15 protein-coding genes and 1 pseudogene are annotated in these 19,480 nt (G+C 65.2%); 10 read left to right on the top strand and 6 right to left on the bottom strand.

The genetic code is table 11. From position 1 onward, the window contains the following. Positions 1 to 7: 7 nt before the first annotated feature. Together ACQUSM_RS12365 and ACQUSM_RS12360 are read right to left on the bottom strand one after the other, a co-directional pair. Positions 8 to 1,192, bottom strand: a complete 1,185-nt coding sequence (locus ACQUSM_RS12365; RefSeq protein ID WP_435118987.1) for a tubulin/FtsZ family protein — start codon at positions 1,190 to 1,192, stop codon at positions 8 to 10. Positions 1,193 to 1,327: 135 nt separating this feature from the next. Next, entirely contained in the window at positions 1,328 to 4,093 is a 2,766-nt protein-coding gene (locus tag ACQUSM_RS12360) for an AAA domain-containing protein (protein ID WP_435118985.1), read from the bottom strand. A gap of 123 nt (positions 4,094 to 4,216) precedes the next feature. Between ACQUSM_RS12360 and ACQUSM_RS12355 the strand changes: the two genes are divergently transcribed. Together ACQUSM_RS12355 and ACQUSM_RS12350 are read left to right on the top strand one after the other, a co-directional pair. Then, positions 4,217 to 4,498, top strand: a complete 282-nt coding sequence (locus tag ACQUSM_RS12355) for a type II toxin-antitoxin system HicB family antitoxin (RefSeq protein ID WP_435118983.1) — start codon at positions 4,217 to 4,219, stop codon at positions 4,496 to 4,498. Positions 4,499 to 4,521: 23 nt separating this feature from the next. Then, positions 4,522 to 4,751 (top strand): annotated as a pseudogene (locus ACQUSM_RS12350) (type II toxin-antitoxin system HicA family toxin). Between the two features lie 6 nt (positions 4,752 to 4,757). Here the strand turns inward: ACQUSM_RS12350 and ACQUSM_RS12345 are convergent. Together ACQUSM_RS12345 and ACQUSM_RS12340 are read right to left on the bottom strand one after the other, a co-directional pair. After that, positions 4,758 to 5,570: an aminoglycoside N(3)-acetyltransferase gene (locus ACQUSM_RS12345; RefSeq protein WP_435118981.1), complete on the bottom strand. Its 813-nt coding sequence runs from the start codon at positions 5,568 to 5,570 to the stop codon at positions 4,758 to 4,760. Positions 5,571 to 5,617: 47 nt separating this feature from the next. Beyond that, the gene (locus ACQUSM_RS12340; protein WP_435118979.1) at positions 5,618 to 6,562 is read right to left on the bottom strand and encodes a hypothetical protein; all 945 of its coding nucleotides are present in this window, start codon (positions 6,560 to 6,562) and stop codon (positions 5,618 to 5,620) included. Positions 6,563 to 6,692: 130 nt separating this feature from the next. Between ACQUSM_RS12340 and ACQUSM_RS12335 the strand changes: the two genes are divergently transcribed. Continuing rightward, a complete protein-coding gene (locus ACQUSM_RS12335) occupies positions 6,693 to 6,926 on the top strand; it encodes a hypothetical protein (RefSeq protein ID WP_435118977.1) in 234 nt (77 codons plus the stop codon). Here the strand turns inward: ACQUSM_RS12335 and ACQUSM_RS12330 are convergent, their stop codons facing one another. Beyond that, positions 6,927 to 7,889, bottom strand: a complete 963-nt coding sequence (locus ACQUSM_RS12330) for a zinc-dependent metalloprotease (RefSeq protein ID WP_435118975.1) — start codon at positions 7,887 to 7,889, stop codon at positions 6,927 to 6,929. 218 nt (positions 7,890 to 8,107) lie between these two features. Here ACQUSM_RS12330 and ACQUSM_RS12325 point away from each other — a divergent pair, with 218 nt between their 5' ends. The 7 genes from ACQUSM_RS12325 (at position 8,108) to ACQUSM_RS12295 (ending at position 17,678) form a co-directional block, all read left to right on the top strand. Beyond that, positions 8,108 to 8,416 (top strand): hypothetical protein, encoded by a 309-nt coding sequence (locus ACQUSM_RS12325; protein ID WP_435118973.1) that lies wholly within the window; start codon positions 8,108 to 8,110, stop codon positions 8,414 to 8,416. Positions 8,417 to 9,391: 975 nt separating this feature from the next. Next, positions 9,392 to 9,709 carry a hypothetical protein gene (locus ACQUSM_RS12320; RefSeq protein WP_435118971.1) on the top strand — a complete coding sequence of 106 codons (318 nt, stop codon included), beginning with the start codon at positions 9,392 to 9,394 and terminating at the stop codon, positions 9,707 to 9,709. A gap of 168 nt (positions 9,710 to 9,877) precedes the next feature. Continuing rightward, a complete protein-coding gene (locus tag ACQUSM_RS12315) occupies positions 9,878 to 10,288 on the top strand; it encodes a hypothetical protein (RefSeq protein ID WP_435118969.1) in 411 nt (136 codons plus the stop codon). A gap of 827 nt (positions 10,289 to 11,115) precedes the next feature. Then, positions 11,116 to 13,947: a transglutaminase TgpA family protein gene (locus ACQUSM_RS12310; RefSeq protein ID WP_435118967.1), complete on the top strand. Its 2,832-nt coding sequence runs from the start codon at positions 11,116 to 11,118 to the stop codon at positions 13,945 to 13,947. Next, a complete protein-coding gene (locus ACQUSM_RS12305; RefSeq protein ID WP_435118965.1) occupies positions 13,944 to 14,609 on the top strand; it encodes a DUF7269 family protein in 666 nt (221 codons plus the stop codon). The genes ACQUSM_RS12310 and ACQUSM_RS12305 overlap by 4 nt, the downstream gene beginning before the upstream one ends. Continuing rightward, entirely contained in the window at positions 14,602 to 16,083 is a 1,482-nt protein-coding gene (locus ACQUSM_RS12300; RefSeq protein WP_435118963.1) for a DUF58 domain-containing protein, read from the top strand. Before ACQUSM_RS12305 ends, ACQUSM_RS12300 begins: the two co-directional genes overlap by 8 nt. Further along, positions 16,083 to 17,678 (top strand): DUF7519 family protein, encoded by a 1,596-nt coding sequence (locus tag ACQUSM_RS12295; protein WP_435118961.1) that lies wholly within the window; start codon positions 16,083 to 16,085, stop codon positions 17,676 to 17,678. The genes ACQUSM_RS12300 and ACQUSM_RS12295 overlap by 1 nt, the downstream gene beginning before the upstream one ends. Here the strand turns inward: ACQUSM_RS12295 and ACQUSM_RS12290 are convergent. Continuing rightward, positions 17,675 to 18,628 carry an AAA family ATPase gene (locus tag ACQUSM_RS12290; protein ID WP_435118959.1) on the bottom strand — a complete coding sequence of 318 codons (954 nt, stop codon included), beginning with the start codon at positions 18,626 to 18,628 and terminating at the stop codon, positions 17,675 to 17,677. The two genes, ACQUSM_RS12295 and ACQUSM_RS12290, sit on opposite strands and share 4 nt — an antisense overlap. Between the last annotated feature and the right edge of the window lie 852 nt (positions 18,629 to 19,480).

Genomic DNA, 19,480 nt, shown 5'->3' with positions numbered 1-19,480 from the left:
AGCGTGCTCAGAACAGCGACTCGAGTTCGTCGTCGTCGTCGTTGACGAGCTCCTCGAGGTTCTCCTCGCTCTCCTCCTGGATGTCCTCGATGTTCTCCTGGGCCTCGATCGCGACCTGCTGGAGCTCCTTGATCCGCGGGACGTTGTTCACGCCCGACAGCAGGATCACGCTGGCGACGAAGTTCGCACCCCGGACCGGGTAGTCGCCGCCCCGGACCTCCATCGAGCCGGTCTGCTCCTCGAGCCACTTCCGCCCGCGCTCGATGCCTTTGCGGTTGAGGTACTTCGGCGGGCCGGCCATTACCAGCAGCGCGCGCTCGGCGCCCTCGATCTCGCAGGGTAGCGTGAGCCGCCCGAGCGCCGCCTTCCGCACGAGGCTGGTGATCCGGTTGGTCGTGTGGGCGGTGTCGAGTTCGTCCTCCTCCTCGCCGCCGGTGAGCCGCGAGAGCAGGCCGCCGTTGCCGCCGCCGGTGTTTTCGACCTCCTCGCTGGCGTAGCCGACGGTGGAGACGCCGCCGCCGGAGAGCGTGTTGATGATCTCCGAGGAGTCGACGACGCTCTCGGCGACCTCGCCGCCCTGTTCGACCTCGCCGGCGCCGAACAGCAGCCCGAAGCGCTGGACGATCTCCTCGTTGATCTGGTCGTAGCCGCCCTGCACGGACTCGCCGGTCTTCCGCCACGCGTCGTTGTCGAACACCATGAGGTTGTCCACCTCACGGACGAACGTCTGGAACGACCGCGCGGCGTTGAGCGTGTAGATGCCACCCTCGTCCGAACCCGGCAGGACTCCAAGCCCGTAGACAGGTTCGGTGTAGATCCGCTTGAGGTGTTTGGCGATTACGGGCGCGCCGCCGCTGCCCGTCCCGCCGCCGAGGCCGGCGACCACGAGGAACGCGTCGACCTCGTGGACCGGGATGGAGTCGATGGCACCCTGCACCTCGTCCATGTCCTCTTCGGCGATCTCGGCGCCGAGCTCGTTGTCGGCGCCGACGCCGTGCCCCTTTACTCGGGACTGCCCGATGAGCACCCGTTGGCTCTCCGGGATGTTCTCCAGTCCCATCAAGTCAGCTTTGGCCGTATTGACCGCGACGGCAGCCCGAACGATGTTCGAGCCGTGCTCGGCATCGTAGCCGAGGAACTTGTCGATAATCTTCCCCCCGGCCTGACCGAACCCAATCATTGCCAGCTTCATGCGTGCGCTCCCCTCATCGTTAATCGGGAGTCACGGGGAACCCGAACAAAAGGCTTGTGGGCCAGCCCCACGCTGACCGGCGAAAATCACGTGTCAATCAGCGCAAAATTGGGATTCACGTTCGATAGTTGAGTTTTACCGGCGCGCCCAGTCGAGCATGCGCTCGTAGAACGGATCCGAGCCGAGCGCGCCGGCGTCGCCGACGAGGACGAGCGACTTCTTCGCCCGCGTGAGCGCGACGTTCATCCGTCGCGGGTCGTCGTAGATCGGCCCCGAGAGCTCGCCCGTCGCGACGAAGGAGACGACGATCACCTCCTCGCTCGACCCTTGGAAGCGGTCGACCGTGTCGACCGTGGCGTCGACCCGGCGGGAGATCTCCGCGACCTGCGCCCGGAACGGCGCGATCACGCCGATGTCGTCCTCGTCGACGCCGGCCGCGACGAACTGCTCGACGATCTCGGCCACGCGGTCGGCCTCCGTGGGGTTGGTGTTCCCCTCGCGTTCTCCGTCGGGATTGACGAACGCGACGGGATCGCGCAGATCTGCCGGCAGCGCGTCCGCGTCGACCCCCGGCAGGTCCGAGATCTGCTGTGCGGCCACCTCGCCGTTCGCGGGCCGGAGCGCGCCGTCGTAGAACTCCCGGGAGGGGAACGCTTGGATGCGCTGGGCCATCCGGTACTGGCGGTCCAGCAGCACCGACGCCTCGGGCGCGAGGTCGTGGAGGCGTTCGAACAGCGAGGTCGAGAGGTCGAGCTGGGGGCTGCGGTCGTCGCCGGCGTCGGGGCTACTCCCCTCCGCCGCAGTCCCCCCATCCGCCGCCGCGGGACTGCCGAACCCCTCGGTCCACTGCTGCCCGCCCTCGGCCTGCACCACGGGGGGGAGCTGCTCGTGGTCGCCGACGAGCACGAACCGCTCGGCGAGGTTGATCGCCGCGAGCGTCGCGGGCTCGGTGAGCTGGGACGCCTCGTCGACCAGCGCCACGTCCAACTGCTCCTCGCGCATCACTCGCGAGCCGCAGGAGGCGGTCGTCGCCGCGACGAGCGAGGCGTCCTTGAGTTCGGAGATGCGTTCGCCCGGATCGCCGGCCTCCTCGAGGTGGAGATCCTGCATGTCCGGGCGGATGCCGGACTCGGTGCCGACGCGGACGATCTCGCGCTCGTCGACGCCGGCGTCGAGCACGGCTTCGAGCGCGTTGTCGACCGCGCGGTTGGTAAAGGCCGAGAGCAGCACGCGCTCGCCGTCCTCGATCAACGCCGTCACCGTCTGTGCGATGGTGTACGTCTTCCCCGTCCCGGGCGGGCCGTGGACCAGCGCGAAGTCCTCGGCGTGGACCGCGCGGTTGACGGCCTCGTTCTGTGCCTCGTTGTTGTCGATGTACTCACGCTTCTCACCCAAGAACTCGGGCTCGCGGCGGCCGAACAGCACGTCCTTGCGGTCGGGGTCGCCCGTCAGCACGCCGTCGTGGAGCGCCGTCAGCATCCGGTCCACGGAGAGTTCGGAGGGGTACACGTCGAGCCGACGAACGTCGACGGGCTCGTCGGCCTCGACGACGATCTCCGCGCCAGCTTTCCCCGTACCGAGCGACTGGATCCGGCAGAGTTCGGCGTGGCCGGAGACGGGGTCGCCGTCGCTCGCGAGCGCCACGTCGCCCTCGCGGAGCTTCGAGACGGCGTCGTCGGGCTTCTCGGCGCGCAGGCGCCAGCGCCCGCCCGGGAGCTCCTCGCGGCCGAGCGGTTCGAGGTCGAGTAGCGCGCGGTCGTCGTCCGCTCGCTCCTGTGGGTCCTGCTCCCAGAGCTTGCGGTACTCGGCGTGGACCTCGCGGCGTTCGGCCTCGATCGCGCGGTAGAACCCCTCGAAGTACGCGCGCTCCTCGGGCGGGAGGGGCTGGCCGATCTGTCCGGCTTTGGACTCCTGATCCAGCCGGCCGGAGACGACCATGCAGGTGTCCTGCTCGAAGCAGTACTGGCAGTTGGCGTCGGCCTCGAACCCCGTCGGGACGGAGGCGTCGAACTCCATCGCCGCCAGTTCGTTTCTGGTGCGGACGACGAACTTCAGCAGCCCCGGGCCGACGGAGAACTCCTTCGCGGGCGCGAGATCGCCCGTCTCCTCCGCGCGTTCGAGCGCGGTGTTTTTCGTGTACAGCAGCGTGCCCGTGTCGGCTTCGACGCCCTGCTCTTCGAGCATCAGCGCGTAGCAGGCCGCCTGCATCTTGTCCTGAAAGCGCGGCTCGCGTTTGGTGTTCTTCCCCGTCTTGAGTTCGACGGGCATCCCCCGCCGCAGCGCGTCTGCCCGGCCCTTCAGGCCGAACGTGGGCGAGATCAGCGTGTACTCCGAACGCCACGTGTCCTCTTCCGTCAGCGTCCCCTGTTCGAGCCAGCCTTCGACCGCGGCGGCGTTGCGCCGGACCTCGTTCTCGACCTCCTCGCGGTCGTAGCCCAGCGCGCCGAGTTCGAGCCCGGCCTCCGCGACGCGGTGCTCGATCGCCTCGTCGAGGTCGCGCCCGCGGAGCAGGTCGCCGAACACCTCGTGGACGACCGTCCCCTTCACGACGGGGTACTTCAGCGGGACGCCGGAGAGCTTGTTCAGGTAGTACATCCGCGGACACTGCACCCACGAGCGCACCCCGGTCACGTCGACGAGGAACTCGGGTTCGAGCACGACCCACGAGTCGGGCGTCGTCTCGTACGTCGTCTCGCCGCGGAACTCCGACTCGTCGGCGTCGGTGACCAGCAGCTCCATCCCTTCCTCGGCGTAGTCGGCGGTCTCGGCCCACTTGTTCCACAGCGTCACCGTCGTCGGGTCGGCGGCGCCGCGCTCGGGCCGGACCGTGAGCTCGACGAGGTCGGCCCCGCCGGCGGTCCGCTGCTCGCCCACGTCGACGATCGGGCCCCGAATTCGCATTGTGGGATGGAGTGGGTCGCGGAGGTAAACGGTGTCGGTGCGGGGTTCAGCCGCTGGTACGAATTAACGGTATTAGAGAACTGCCCCCGAACGCTTTTGCCGCGGTGGCGCCGATATAGGCGTATGAGTACCGACACGCCCGCCAGTGCGGGTGAACCAGACGCGGCCCAGACGATCACCCTCACGCTCGCGGTAGACGAAGAGTGGTGGGTCGCCCGCGACGAGGAAACCGGCGTCAGTTCACAGGGCCGGACGCGGAAAGCGGCACTCGATAACCTCGACGAAGCGGTGGCGGGGTACCACGGCGAGGGTCGCGAACCGACCGACGAGGAACTTCGGGACCTCGGTATCGACCCGGCGAGCAACGAAAGCGGATCGGTCGAGGATTCGGAGATTTTCGAGTGACCGCGTGCGGGCCCTTCTCCGGGATGCAAGTCGTGAAGGTGATGGTCAACAGCGGTATCTGGGAGTGGGATCGCACCAACGGCGACCACGCGATCCTGCATTGGGAACCGCCGGCCCACCACGACAGCGACGCCCGGACGGTCCCCGTTCCGCTTCACGACGAACTGAGCCGCGGAACGCTACGCGACATCGCCGAACAAGCAGGCGGAAGGATTTCGACGCCTTCTGCGCATGGATCGACCGGAATCGGTAACCCGTCTCAGCGATGGTCGCTCATCCACTCGGCGCCGAAGTCGACCAACGCTGGCTGATCCACTAGTTTTGCCGTCGCTGTGCCGACGTCGTCCTGTCTCACTGCCTCGGGGTGGGCCTTTTCGAACGCCGCACCGACCTGGGGGAAGTCGCCGCTGTCGTGCTCGATGTCGGTCCACTCGACCATCGTCCGCTCGTCGTCCCGCAGGACGGGCGCGGTCTCAGTCACGCGCCCCGTGTCGAGGTCGGCGCGGTACTCCGCGAGGTGGAGCGAGGTGTTCGACGCGTGGTCGGCCCCGAGCAGCAGCACCGACCCGTCGCGGTCGTACACCCGCGCGAGCGGGGACGCCTCGCCCATCGCGTTCTCGAAGCTGTGGTCGGCGACGATCGACTCGGCGTCGGCGCCCCACGCCGCGAAGGAGTACAGCGGGTGGCGGCTGCGCACCGTCTCCGGGTAGTCCCGGAAACACTCCGCGACCGCCCCCATCCCCCGGCTCGGGGTGAGTTCGGGTCGGAACGGCGGCATCGACTCGCGGATCTGCGGGATCCAGTCGTCCGGGACTGGGGGGTTCGACCAGACCGACGGATCGCTGTACTGTGTCGAGTGCGTCGGCATCACCAGCGTGCCGTCCGCGGTTACGACCCGCTGGAGCGCGTCGACGACGGCCTGCGGGCCGCCGGCGACCCAGCCGAGCTCCGAGAGCGACGTGTGAACGAGGAGGGTGTCGCCCGCTTCGACGCCCAGTTCGCGGAGGTTGGCGGCGATTCGATCGACCGTCACGGGGTCGTCGACGGCCGCGACGGCGGCGTGTTCGCCCATAGCGGGCGAGTGGCGGCCGGCTATAGGTGTCTTGTGGAATCCACGGCTCAGGGGAGGAACAGCACCGCGGTGTAGCCGACGCCGACAAGCGTCATCGCCGCACCCCCGCCGGTGAGCCACTTGTGTCGTTTGGTGAGTCGGCTGCGGACGGTGTTTCTGTCTCCCGGGAACAGCAGCACGTCGTCGCCGGAGAGCCCCCAGAACGCCTCGCCGGGCTTGGTGACGCGCTCGTACTCGCCGACTGCGGTGACGGTGTTACCCGGGGTCAGCGGCCCGAGCCGCAGCCGGTGATCGACTGAGGGCTCCCCCGGGCTCTCGACGCCCGAGTCCGCGAGAAACGACTCGACCTCCTCCGGGATCGGCTCCCCCTCCGGCAGATCGATGCTGTAGCTCCGGGTGGAGAGCTGTGACCGCCGGACGGTCGCGGCGTCCTCGTCGACGCGGACCGAGCCGGTCTCGTCCGCGACAGCGAGCGGCCCCGTTCGTTCACCTTCGGCGACGGTGACCCACACCGGGGATCGGTACGTGAACCCGCGATCCTTCTGCAGAGCGTACGGACAGGTCAGCGCGCCGCCGTCGAGATCCGGCACCGGGAACGTCCCGTCGAGTTCCCGGAGCGAGCCGTCGACCGCGACGGCACCGGTCTCCGGGTTACCGGCGTCGACCGCCGCTGCCGCGGTGAGCCGGTCGTTCGTCGCCCGTGCGGCCAGCCCCACGGCGACCATGAGGGGACCGATGCTGCCGAGGACCACCGGAAACGCGTCGACGACGGTGAACTCGCCCCCACCGGCGGTGGCGCTGGCGATTCCGAGCGCGGCCACGACGAGCCCGATCCCGATCGCGACGAGCACGGCGGCCGGCGACGCGCCCGTCCGGCGCTCGAACGATCGGAGGCCGAGGTGGATGGAGGTCGGGGGGACGATCAGGAGGACGATCCCGACGAGGAGGAGCACCGTGAACACGGACATCACGAGCTCGAACGTGGAGACCATGCGACGGCGATGCCCCGGTCGGCTGTTAAACGTTCCTCCGGCGCGGCGATTGTCGGGCCGTCGCGACGGGCAGTCACCGCGGCGATACGTAACCGTCGCGTTCAAGCCCACGTCGCCCCTCCACCCGGGCATGAACAGGAGCGACCGCGACGGCTACGGCTCGCTGCCGCTACAGCTCGGGTTCGTGCTGCTCATCGGTCTCTCCGGGGTGTTCGTCTCGATTCAGGCCGGCGCGGGGCTCCAGTTCGCGCTGCTGGCGGGCGTCGCGGGGCTCGCCGTCGGCGCCGTCGTGACGTGGTTCGTCGTCCGGAACCTCCGGGACGTGATGCCCGACACGCCGGACATGTCCGAGCGGGAGTGGTAGCTACGCGATCCGGGCGAGCCAGCGCTCGGGGTCGTCGAGTTCCGCGTCCGTCGGGAGGTTCTCCGGGCGGTCCCACACTTTCCCGGCGGTCTCCAGCCCCGCCGTGTCGGCGACGGCGGTGAAGAACTCCGCGCCGCGCTCGTACTGCCGGCGTTTGAGTCCCAGCCCGAGCAGCCGCCGGATCAGCTGATCGACCGGCCCGCCGCCGCCGCGCCGGGCGTCGATCTTCCGACGCAGGTCGTCGTACTCCTCGTCGAACGCGCGATCCATCAGCAGTTCGGCGTACCCCTCGACGGCGGTCATCGCGGCGTCGAGTTCGGCGAACGCCTCGCGGTTCAGCCCGCCGGCGGCGAGTTCGGTGACGGTGTCGCGCATTCGCGACTCGAGATACTCGGGCAGCCACTCGGCGGCGCCGAACTCCGCGGCGTGGGTCACCTCGTGGAACGCGATCCAGCGCCGGAACCGCGGGAAGCCGACGTTCAGCTCTTCGGCGGTGCGTTCGATGTTCGGGTGGACGAAGTAGAGTTCGTGGGTCGGACCGCTATCAGCCTCCGCCAGCAGGAGGGGGTCGTACTGCCCGAGCACGTGTCGACCGAGGAACGCCAGCGAGAACGACATCGAGCCCGTGTTGACGACGCGGGAGGCGCCGGGGAACAGCGGCTGGTCGAACTCGTCGGCCATCGGCTCGATCAGCCGCCGGAACGTGTCGACGTTGGCGTCGATCCAGTGGTGGCGGTTCTGGAGCGACACCGTCTCGGGCACGTCGAACGCGAGGCCGCCGACCTCGCGGATGCGGTCGCGGGCGTCGCGCACGTCGGTCGCGTACCCCTCGCGCTCGGCCGCCGAGAGGTCGAGCGAGCCGGGGTCGGTCCCGGATTTGGCGGCCTCGGAGACGGCCGTCCAGTCGACGACGCCGTCGCCGGAGGCCGAAGCCACGGCGCCGACGCTGCGGAAGAGATCCATACCCCCACTCGGCGGGCGGCGGGCAAAAGCTTCGCCCCTCAGCGTCATGCCAGGTGGATCCTCCGATCTCGAGGCGTGAGCCTAGCGACCGAGTAGGTCGGAGAGGGGGGGCCGACAGGGTACCAAATCAATGGCCCTCCATGACTGGTCGACTTCTCGAATAGGCCGCCGTCGATAAGGATATTCAGTCCCTTTCACTTCAGCGCGCGTTCGCACTGTTGACCTTCACCCACGCAACCATCACCGGTAATGAAGTGGCCGAAATGAAGAATCTCCTCGACCTCTATCAAACGTTCTGCGGGCATATCGACACGAACGCGATTTCCGAACGTCGATTTCGAGACAAACTGAATGATCTTGCCGATTCCAGCATCCTCTCGGAGAATACGAGCGGCCGAGGGCAGGGCCTTGGGCAGACGAACCAGTACGAGCTTGAGGTCAAAGTTGAACCCGTGATCGAAAACCTTGGCGACGATGACCGAATCGGTGAAGTCGTCAATGAGGTACTGCACCCGAAGATGGGCTAAGGGTCGGGGGTGTGTCGAGTGTAAACCGGGACGGGGGGATGTCCAGTGTAAGGCAATGCAGTTCCAAGGTATCCCTGAATTCGTTTGTAAATTCCTCCTCAGTGTCTTAGAGTCTGGATACGTTCCTCAGCTTCATCGTGTGTCTGCCATCTCACATAGCTAATGCCGTGGGGCTTCCCCACTAAGAGTTGCATCCACGAGTAGCGCGAGGTTCGCAGGTTCGTCGTCACGCTGGACGATGACCTCCGCTTCGGGCTGTACCAGTACAGCTCCCGCCTCAGACAGCGGTTTCCAGAACTTGCCCAAGGCTTGTTTACCGGTATTCAGCGTACCGGTCTTGTCCGTGTTGTCGTCCAGCCCACATTCGTGACACTCCACGACACCACCTGCCCGGTGCCCAACAGTCGCTGTCTCGAGCGAGCTTGGGTAGAAGACAGGGCCAGAAAGCTCATACGGCTCGATTCACAACAACCGGATGGCGCTTGGGAAACGCTTCTAGCGCCAACTGTAACGAGGATCCATCGTCCGGCCCTTGGCCGGACGCCTTCCAGAGTGAGCTCCCAAAGCGGCTGCTCATGCCCCCGATCGCCCACCTGCCTTTGTGACACACTCGAACCACATGGAACGGACTGGATAGCGGCGCCGGAGGTAGTGGTATTGGTCCCCCGTAACGTTCGGAATCGCTGGTGGCCATTTACATCGAACTGGGTACGACGGCCGACATTCAGATCGGGAACGTGAGGACTGCGGAAGTGGTTCCAGTCTAGCTATCTATCCACTCAGTTCGAAACCTTCCGAAGTGAGTATAATCCGTCGATCTCTTCAACTGGATAAAGGTTCGTCTGATTCTCTCACGGGGATAGTGTCGATATACTAACCCTGCCAGCCGTACCTAGCCAGCTCCACCACCTTGCGGCCACACCGCTGCCAATGCAAAGCACCGTTACGCATCCGGCTGCAATGAACCCAAAACCAATGCCAACCACAACGCACACTTACCTAGCATCGCGCTTCCAATGGACTAACTGGGAACTCCCCGAAGACGCAGAGACGATCGCGTTGGCGACCGTCCGCGACGCCGGTGGCGACATCGACCACGACGGCGGGCGGGAGTGTCAGCGCACCTACCACTTGGGCGGCATCGCATACAAGGCTGCACGCGTCGAACGGGTCAGCCTCGACGAGTTCGTTGTGACCTTCGGAACCGACCCCGAGAGCGAACCGACCCACGATGGGTTCGACAGGCAGGAACTCCTGCAGGGCTACCTCGAGTACGCCGACCGGGATACTTGACGGGTCCGACATGCTGGTCACGTTCCCGCTGTTTGGCGGACTGACCTATATTGCAGGTGTACGCAGTCGTCGATGGTGGGGGAGAGTACTCGGGCTTCATGGCTCACTTCTGCCTTAATCGCCGCGGCCGGAGCACTCTTCTTCACGAACCAAAATTAAATGACACGTATGGTGGGTTCTCGCGTATGGGCCGTTGCGGTGTTGGTGCTCTTGGCCGCCTTCGCACCATCCACGGCCGTAACGACCACCACTACGCAGACAGAAACGTCAGCAGCGCCCCCGGTCCCCGGTGCGGATTGTGAGATCGGGTTCCGCGATCTCCTGACGGTGATCGATGCGTACAACAGCAACGGCTCGATCAGCGGCGTCGAGGTCGAGTTTCCGGAGCTGCTCCGCGTGATCGAGTTATACAACAGCGGCGATGTTGTCGCCGACTGTTCGTCGGAAGGTACGCTTACCGTGACCACGATCGGCCCCACTACGCAATCGCTCCAGGTCGCTAGCATCGACGGTGTCGACGTCATGTTTGTCCTGTTGCTGTTGACAGCCGCGCTCGCACTCCGGCGCTGGACGCAATAAGCGATCCCGACGATCCCGAGATACAACTTGTCCGGTCACTCAACGGCGGTATCGTCCGAGCGATTGGGAACGTGAGCACCCGTACGCTTTTCCGGTGTCGAAGAATCACTCCTCGATATGGCGTCCACCGTTACCGACGCTGTGCGGATCACGTGCCTCCACTGTACGGCGAAAACTGATGTCGATCCTGTCCAATCCGGCAACTGCAAGGATCCTGAACGGTGGTCGCACTGCCCCCGCTGTGGATCGGAGGATATCTCGATCGAGCCGATGTAAGGTTGCGTCGTCGACGCCGGCGATCATGAAGTGTGTCGACGCTTTGGGGGATGTCACCACCTATGTGCTTTTCTGAGTCCAGCAACCACTCCTGGATATGCCTTACAGCGTCACTGATGCGGTCCGGATCACGTGTCTCGACTGTATGGCAAAAACTGATGTTCTCCCTATCAGGACCGGAAAGGGCAAAAACACCGATCGGTGGTCACACTGTCCTCAGTGTGCGTCAGACGACATCTCGATCGAAGCGAAGTAAGGTTGTGGCATCAACGCCGGCGAGCGTGAGGGGCGTGGACATGCGTGTGAGTGGAAGCATCGGAAGTCAGTATCCGGACCGCCGGTAGACCCGCCCGATGAGTAAGAGGTCCTGTATACCGGTTGTTGCACTGTAAATGAAGCAGAAATGATGGGATTCGACAGAAGCGAGAAATTCTATCGTTTCTCGAAGCGAACAGTCGGTCGCGTGGAGCTGGCGACAAACGCCCGAATAGACGGTGTTATCCCTATCGCATCATTCATGATCCCCGGGCTAAAGGTAGAAAACGAAACACGTGAGCGACGACAAGGGAGCCGTCGAACTCGGAGGCGACCGCCGGTGGTGGCGCGTCCTGTTGACGTTGGTCTGTGTCGCCGCAGTCGTGCTCGCCAGCGTGGCGCTGCCGCTGTTCGTCGGCGGCGGTGGAGCGCCTGCAGCACAGTTCAACCTTGGCCAGCCGCTGGGCGGGGAAGATGGCGGCGCCACGAGTCCAGCGTCGGGCGGGCTTGGCGCACTATCGGCGGACAGCCAGATGAATGCTGGAAGCAGCCAAGGCTCGACCGCGTCGAATGCTTACAACAGCCTGAACCAGGAAGTCCACTTCGTCGTCAGGAGTGAGCAACCCAGCTACTGGCGTACCGGCTCGTTCGACCGCTACACCGGTCAGGGGTGGGAGCGTACTGGCGACGCCCAGCCGTTCGACGGGACTACCCCTGTCGAGGGTGCCGCAGGCGAGCGGATCAGCTATGAGGTGACGCTCGCCAAGTCGGCGACGGCGCTGCCGACCGTCTGGCGGCCGCAGTCACTCTCCCTCGAGAGCGATGTACTCCAGTTGGAGCCGGGGCGATCGATCTCGAGTCAGGAGCCAATGCCGGCTGACACGACCTACGTCGGCGAGTCCGTAGCGCCGCCAGACGATCCCGGCCTGCTTCGCTCGGCCGGCGAGGACTACCCTAACGAGGTGGAGTCGACCTATACCGACCTTCCCGCCGGCAACGACACCCAGCAGGTCGCCGCGTTCACGACCGAACTCACCACCGAAGCGGAGACTCCCTACGAGACGGCAACCCAGATCGAGTCGTGGCTGGAGTCGAACAAAGAGTACTCACTGAACGCGAGCCACGATCGCGAGAACGGCACGATCACCTCGCAGTTCGTGTTCGAGATGGATCAGGGCTACTGCGAGTACTTCGCTACCGCGATGACGACGATGCTGCGCTCACAGGGTATCCCCGCACGCTACGTCGTGGGCTACGCGACGGGCGAACAGACCGGCCCCAACGAGTACACCGTCCGAGGGATGCACGCACACGCGTGGGTTGAAGTGTACTTCCCCGAGATCGGCTGGGTCCGCTTCGATCCAACCCCGAGCTCGGCACGCCAGTCTGCCGAGAACGAGGCGCTTGAGTCAACGACTACCGAGACGACCACTGGCACAGGCACGGGAACGGGAACTGGAACCGGGACTGGAACGGGGACCGTGACTGGGACGGTTACTGGAACGCCGACTGGAACGGGGACATTGGCCTCGACATCCACCCCAACGCCAACCCCCACACGGACCCCAACACCAACCCCGACAGACAGCTCCACGCCCACGCCGAGACCCACCGCGACGCCCACCGAGAGTGAACCGCCACTGAACGTGACGCTCAACAGGACCGCCGTCCCCGGTGCCACTGTCGAGGTGACCGTGCTGCGCGAAGGTGAGCCAGTTGTCGGCGCCGAAGTGCTGTTCAACGGTGAGCCTGTCGGCCGGACCGACGACGAGGGGACCGTCGTCACCAGAGTACCATACACCGCACAGTTGGACGTGACAGTACGGACCGACACTGCGGGCGTGCTGCCGCCCCCAGGTGACGCGCCGCGAGCCGTCGACGGCTACGCGGTCCAGACTAGCGAGAACACCACATTCACGCTCAACACCAACGCCTCCATTTCGCTCGTCGGCGAGGTGCGCAGTGACGCCCGGGTGACGCTGGTCGCAACCATCGACGATGTGCCCGTTCGCGACGGCAATGTAACGCTGAACGGCGATCAGATCGGCCGTACCGACGCCCAAGGCCGCTTCGAGTTCCGACTTCCCAACGATCCGGGGGAGTACGAGTACGCTGTTAGCCGCGGCAGCGTCGAAGGCTCCGAGACCGTCACGATCCGCTCGCTCGAACTCAACTACAGCGTGGGCTGGCCCGCAACGATCCCGTTTGCGCCGGTAACGCTCAACGCCACCCTCGGTGACGAAGCGCTCCCCAACGCCACCGTCTCGATCGACGGCGAGGCCGTCGGTACCACTGGCATCGACGGCTCCGCAGTCGGGCGGCTGCCCCCCACCGACTCGGTCACGCTCGCCGTGAGCGCGCACGGTCAGCGCGCGTCGGTCGACGTCAAGGGGCTATTCAGCACGTTGGCACAAGTTGTCGGAGGTGTATTAGCCGGCGTCGGCGCAGTGTTCGGGATCGCGTACTACCGCGGGATCACTCCCCGTGGCTTGTTCGCGCGGGCGCGGTGGAGCATCAGACGGGGCTACCAACTGATCCTGGTCACGGTCGTCTCACTGGCCGATGCCCTGAGTCGCGGCGTCGAAGCAGTGATTGTGGCACTCTCGAACGCCATAGACCGACTCGTCAAACTCGCACAGGCCCTCCGGAAGCGCACCAAGACCCCGGGCGAAGTTGCACAGATCATCATCACCTCCCTCACTGCGTGGGCCACCGCAACTGTCGTGGCTATCCAGTCACTCCCGAAACACCTGCTCGCGTGGCTCCGAAACCTTCGGGGCGGAGAACCGACGGCGGGAGCTGCATCAAGCGTCGACGACACGACTGAAGCGGACCCCGAGACCGTGGCCGCCCGTGAGCGGATCCGTCAGGCGTGGCAGCGGTTCCTCAGTATCCTCCCACTCCGACAGGTACGCACCCTGACGCCGGGCGAAATTGCCCGATACGCGGTGGAGGATGCCAACCTTCCTGCCGGCCCGGTCACGCGCCTACGGGACGCCTACCGGGAAGTCACCTACGACAGCGCTGATCCCACCACGCGACAGGAAGTCGCCGAGGAGGCCATGGAGTCGATTAACTCCGAACAGGCAGCAGATGACGGTGACGAATCCGGAGGTGATGCCGCGTGAGTGTACTCGGCCTGCTCCGACGCGGGCTACTCACACTCACCTTGCTGGCCCTGCTTGGCGTCGCAGCCGCGCTGCTGCTCGCGCCCGAACTGCTCGCTCCGGCCGAAGACGTGCTGACACCCATCTACGACCAGATTTCGGAGTACGACACGGACCAGCTACTGAACACGGCGGTCGGCGCCATCGCCGCCATGGCACTGCTAATCGTCGCGATCCGGAAGCTCTCAGGTACGACCGGCGAGGCGGACCCAGTTCTCGTCGGCGACGACGAGCGACTCCCGGAGTCCGTTAACGTCGACCCGGCGACCGTCACGGGCTACGCTGCCGACGAGGCACTCGACGGCGTTGAGTCGCTTGACGATGCCCGTCAGTACCGCAATGATCTTCGAGAGACTGCCGTTTCGGCACTCCAGACCGCAGGCGAAAGCCCCGAAGCGGCCCGCCGTCGGATCGAACAGGGTGCGTGGACCGATGACGACCTCGCGGCAGGGTTCCTGGGCGACGCCGCCCCGGTACCACTGCTCGCTCGGCTGCGGGGGTGGCTTGACGAGGCCGCCGAAGGCCGGCGACGTCTCGTTCGCGGCATCGACGCCGTCGCCACGCTCGCAACCGCCCCCGACGCCGCCACGCGAACACCGATCGAGGAGGAGACAGATGAGTGACGCAACGCAGCGATCGCGCGAAGAACAGGACACGACCGGCCAGCCGACCCCATCCCAGTCCGGCGATGACGCGACACCGAGCGAGACTGGGACAGCTGGAGCGGCAGAATCGACTAGCTCTATACTGACGCTTCTACGCCGCGTGCGTCGCATCGGCCCCTGGAGCGTCTGGCTCGTCGGTGGCTTCTTCCTGCTTGGTCTGGGACTGTTCTACGCCGAAGCGACGCTGGTCGCCGGCGCCGCGATCCCATTCGTCTACGTAGGGTACGCCGCGCTATCAACACTGCCTGCAGACCTCTCGATCGACGTGGAGCGCACCGTCGATGACCGGCGGCTAACTCCCGGCGATCCCGTCGAGGTGACGGTATCGGTCACCAACACCGGCGACTCGGTGGTGACGGACCTCCGGATCGTCGATAGCGTTCCCAAGGAATTGGCCCTTACTGACGGGTCGGCCCGGGCATCGCTGGCGCTGCGGCCCGGCTCTACCGGCTCGTTCTCCTACACTGTGATCGCCAAGCGCGGGGACTTCGGGTTCGGCGATGCACGGCTGGTCGCGCGCTCGCTGTTGGGCACTGACACCGCGACACTTTCGGCGACCGTCAGCGGTGCGGACTCCGTCAACTGCACTGATCCGGCGGCCCTCGACGGGCTGGATCAGGCGACGAAGCTCCGGACCGGGGTGACCCAGAGCGATCAAGGTGGCGAAGGGCTGGAGTTCCACTCCACGCGGGAGTACCGTCCAGGCGACGCCCAGAACCGAGTGAATTGGCGGCAGTACGCCAAAACCGGCGATCTAGTTACCACGGAGTTCAGACAGGAACGCGCAGCCCGGGAAATCGTACTGCTTGACGTGCGCTCCGAGACTCGCCGATCCTTCGCACCGACCCATCCGACCGGCGCTGAGTACGCCGCTTACGCCGCTGAGGCGGCCGTCGAGCACTACCGCGGGCTAGGCCACCGCGTCTCGCTCGCCGTGCTTGGCGTCGACGCCGCCGCCGTCGAAATGTCCATCCAGGAGGCCGGCAACGCACTCTGGGTCGAGAACGCCGGCACCGAAACAGGTCAGCACGCCGCCGACGCAGTGTTCTCGGCCGCCGCCGATGTGGCTGCCCGCCGCACCGCAGCCAATACTGCGCTCACCTCGCTCGCCGTGAACGAATCCGAGCTGGACCGCCGCGACGTCTCGGAGCTGATCGCACAGTTCCCCGAGCGTGCGGAGTTACTGATCGTCTCGCCGCTTGTCGACCGGGCACCACTATCGTACGCGAAGCGGGCCGCAGTAGTCGGCAACGAACCGACACTGCTCTCACCAGATCCGACCGGCGAGGCAAGCGCTGGCGGCCGCCTCCACGGTGCTCGGCGGGAGATTCGGCTCCGGGAGGCCCGCGGCGTCTGCGAGCGCGTGATCGACTGGCCTGCCGAGCGGTCGCTCTCGGCGGTGGCCGCGGCAATCAATGGGGGTGGCCGGTGATGGCAGCCGAGACTAACGACGAGGAGGCCGTGACGACAGTGTCCGAGACGAACTGGCGACCGCCGCGTGCTGGCTCGACGCTTGCGGTGGCGATCGTCGCTGTCGCATGCTGGCTGCTGGCGGACGCACTGGGTGTGGTGGACTCACTGGCGGTCGCGACGGTTGGCGGCGCCGGTATCGCGGTCGTCGTCTGGCTAGCCAGCCGGGCACGCCCCGCCGCTCTCGGCACGCTCCTGGGCGTCGCCGTCGGCCCGCTGGCCGGCGGCCTGCTGTTCGCGGGGCTGGGCTACACGCTAATCGCCCAGTTGGCCGGCTTCGCACCACAGGGAACAGTGTTCGTCGGGGTGAGCGTCGTACTCGCTGGATTCGGCGCGGTGGCGATCCCAAATGACGCCGCCGACCGCGACAGCGTGAGTGCAGCCACATGGAGTACGCTGCTGAGCACAGTGGGGCTGCTCGCGGTGGCGGCTACGCTGATCGGGAACACCGTCCGGCAGAGGGAGGAGATGGAGCCGTTCGCCGACCTCCCGCTGCCTGAGAGGATACCAGAACTGATCCCCGACGCGACGGCAGTCCCACCGCTCGGGAGCTTTCTGCTGCTCGCCTCGCTGGCACTACTCGCACTGCGGGCTGCGTTGGCGGCGCTCCCGGTCGCGGAACTGCTCGACGATCGCGCCGGCGATGACGATGCCGCGATCAAGAGGTTCGAACAGCTCCAGTCGACGCTCGGGCGCACCACCATCGGCGTCATAATCGGGATTCTGCTCATCGGCGCGCGCATCCTGCTCGGACCGTCCTACGTCGAGCTTTGGGTGATGCTCCCGCCGATCGTGGTCGATCTGCTTGACGGCCTCACACGTGCACCGTTCCTGCGCTGGCTAGCAACGAGACTGCTGGTCGTCAGTGTCATCGTCGTCGTGTTGGTCCGCCTGATCCGACGGCTCTATCACGCCGGCATCCGAAAGCATCTCGGGAAGATCGCGATCGTCGCCGGCACCGCCCTCGCGTTGGCCGTCGGCTGGATGGGTCATGATCTGATCCTGAACACGCTGTTGGGACGTTTAGAGACTGCGCTCCCCGGAAGAGTCGGCGAGGTAGTGCTCCAGCAAGTCGACAGCGTAATCGAGTACTACACCGGTGAGGTCGTTGCACTGGGACTCGTCGCGCTGGGTGGGATCACGGCCGCATTATCGCTGGCAATGCTCCGCCTGGGGATGCTGTTCCAAGTAGTACCGGGGCGTCACAGCGGTCATGCACTCGCGAGTGCCGGCCTGCTCGGAGCCGGTGGGTTCGGGGCGGCACTCGGCGCACCGCTGCCGGCGTCGCTTGGTGCGCTGGTCGGCGCCGTTGTCGTCTGGGACCTCGGCCGCTTCGGCGTTAGTCTTGGCCGAGACGTTGGGCGCCGGGCACCGTCGCTCCCAGTGCAGTTCGTGCGCGTGCTCACTGCCGCACTGATCGGTGCGGTCACCGCCGCGTTCGGGCTCGCAGCCGTCTCGATGACCCCCGTGGCCATCGCCACCGAGTCCGCGGCCGCAGTAGCGCTAATCGCGGCGGTCGGCGTGGCGTTGCTTGCGAGTCTGGTGCTCGCCCGCTAGGCTTCCATCGTGGGCACGGGAATCTGCCCCTTCACGTCTTCCAGCACGTCAGCGGCGTCGATACCTTCGATCTCGGCCTCCGCAGTCAGTACGAGCCGATGGGGGAACACGTCGTCGACGATCCGCTTTACGTCGTCTGGCACGAGATACGTACGGCCCTGCAACGTCGCGTAGGCACGGCTTGCCTCGAACAGATGCTGGATCCCGCGGGGCGAGACGCCGACAGAGACGTGGCGGTGCTCCCGGGTCGCTCGCCCAAGTTTCACGAGATACTCTCGGACGTTCTGCTCGGCAGTGACTGTCTCCGGCACCGCCCGGAGGTCGCGAACCGTTGCTGTGTCGGCAACCGCTGAGACGCTGGGCACCGACTCGGTGCGGCCCGCACGGCGGTCGATGAGCTCCATCTCGCCGTCGAAGTCGGGGTAACCCATCGATGTCTTCACAATGAAGCGGTCGCGCTGGGCCTCGGGCAGGCCGAAGGTCCCTTCCTGCTCAACAGGGTTCTGCGTCGCGATGACGATAAAGGGGTCCGGAAGCTGGTGGGTTTCGCCGTCGACGGAGACCTGCCCCTCACCCATTGCCTCTAGCAGCGCAGCCTGTGTTTTCGGCGGCGCGCGGTTGATCTCGTCGGCTAGCACCACGTTCGCGAAGATCGGGCCCTCCGCGAACTGAAAATTGCCCGAACCCTCGTCGAACACGTTGGAGCCGGTGATGTCTGCCGGCAGGAGGTCCGGGGTGAACTGGATCCGTGTAAAAGAGAGATTTAGCGCATCGGCGAGACTGCGGGCGGCAAGCGTCTTTCCCGTGCCTGGGACGTCCTCGAGCAGCACGTGGCCCCCGGCAAGCACGCCAGTCATCACCGTTTCGAGGAACGTGCGGTCGGTGACAACCGCCGCGCTCAGTTCGTCGATCACGTCACCGGCTTGATCGGCAGCCACTTCGGGATCCATTTGGAAGTAGGTATAGGGCATCCGATATGACGTTAATGGTGCGCGATCAGCCGTCTGGCTCTGCACGGATACTCGAGAGGGGTTATGCTGATTCCGACGAAACCGTGATAACTTCCTCCACAAACTCTCGAACTACTATACTCGAGGGTGCGACATCTTAGTGGTCAAAGACCTGGATGTGCTGGAGACGATGGAAGCGCCGTCGAATGGCCGGTATCCTTGGTATTCCGGGATATCTTGAAGAGGTTCTTATGAAGAAATCACCTTTACTTTGGTTACTACTAGGATGTCGCCGACCATACGGCTCACGTCGACCTTAACCGACAATTGGTCGTTCTGGCACGGCTTCTGTTGGTTAATACCCGCCACACCGGCTCTGTATTATATTGACTAACCAATAATTTCTATTATTTCACATTTCGATGACGTTCTTGATGGACAATTCAATTGTATTACCGTATCTCTCGGGCGTGTAGATCCTCCCGTAATTCTCCGTTATCTTGGCTCCTTCTCACGTTATTGTTCGCGACCCACTGCCAGGACCTACATTTCTATCCGCTGCTCAATCATGTACTCAGGCTCTAGATCAGTTGGGCCTACTATACTGGTCGGATTTTTCCCTCACACTTAGAGTTACTTGGCCTGACCACTGGCGGAGCGATCTGTTGAGTTCATTTATGTTGATAGCCGAAGCACCATCCTGGACATGATGAGAATCATAACCGCAAGACTGCGGTATCATTCCTGCTTGTGGGTAGGTGACACAATCCATGATTCACCACAAGACATTTATAACGAGGGAAACTGGCTATGAATGCCCCTACCCATGGTGACAGCCAGTAGCTCCAGGAC

Origin of the sequence: Halolamina sp. C58 (assembly GCF_051195095.1) — an archaeon.
In the GTDB taxonomy this organism is placed as follows: Archaea; Halobacteriota; Halobacteria; order Halobacteriales; family Haloferacaceae; genus Halolamina.
Note: the sequence above shows the minus strand (reverse complement) of the source record. Positions and strands in the feature narration are given on the sequence as shown.

What these genes read in the sequence shown, in the direction of transcription:
- ACQUSM_RS12330 (WP_435118975.1), bottom strand. Translation starts at nt 7,889, where the DNA reads ATGGATCTCTTCCGCAGCGTCGGCGCCGTGGCTTCGGCCTCCGGCGAC.
- ACQUSM_RS12365 (WP_435118987.1), bottom strand. Translation starts at nt 1,192, where the DNA reads ATGAAGCTGGCAATGATTGGGTTCGGTCAGGCCGGGGGGAAGATTATC.
- ACQUSM_RS12315 (WP_435118969.1), top strand. Translation starts at nt 9,878, where the DNA reads ATGGTGGGTTCTCGCGTATGGGCCGTTGCGGTGTTGGTGCTCTTGGCC.
- ACQUSM_RS12295 (WP_435118961.1), top strand. Translation starts at nt 16,083, where the DNA reads ATGGCAGCCGAGACTAACGACGAGGAGGCCGTGACGACAGTGTCCGAG.
- ACQUSM_RS12340 (WP_435118979.1), bottom strand. Translation starts at nt 6,562, where the DNA reads ATGGTCTCCACGTTCGAGCTCGTGATGTCCGTGTTCACGGTGCTCCTC.
- ACQUSM_RS12320 (WP_435118971.1), top strand. Translation starts at nt 9,392, where the DNA reads ATGCCAACCACAACGCACACTTACCTAGCATCGCGCTTCCAATGGACT.
- ACQUSM_RS12360 (WP_435118985.1), bottom strand. Translation starts at nt 4,093, where the DNA reads ATGCGAATTCGGGGCCCGATCGTCGACGTGGGCGAGCAGCGGACCGCC.
- ACQUSM_RS12290 (WP_435118959.1), bottom strand. Translation starts at nt 18,628, where the DNA reads ATGGATCCCGAAGTGGCTGCCGATCAAGCCGGTGACGTGATCGACGAA.
- ACQUSM_RS12345 (WP_435118981.1), bottom strand. Translation starts at nt 5,570, where the DNA reads ATGGGCGAACACGCCGCCGTCGCGGCCGTCGACGACCCCGTGACGGTC.
- ACQUSM_RS12300 (WP_435118963.1), top strand. Translation starts at nt 14,602, where the DNA reads ATGAGTGACGCAACGCAGCGATCGCGCGAAGAACAGGACACGACCGGC.
- ACQUSM_RS12355 (WP_435118983.1), top strand. Translation starts at nt 4,217, where the DNA reads ATGAGTACCGACACGCCCGCCAGTGCGGGTGAACCAGACGCGGCCCAG.
- ACQUSM_RS12335 (WP_435118977.1), top strand. Translation starts at nt 6,693, where the DNA reads ATGAACAGGAGCGACCGCGACGGCTACGGCTCGCTGCCGCTACAGCTC.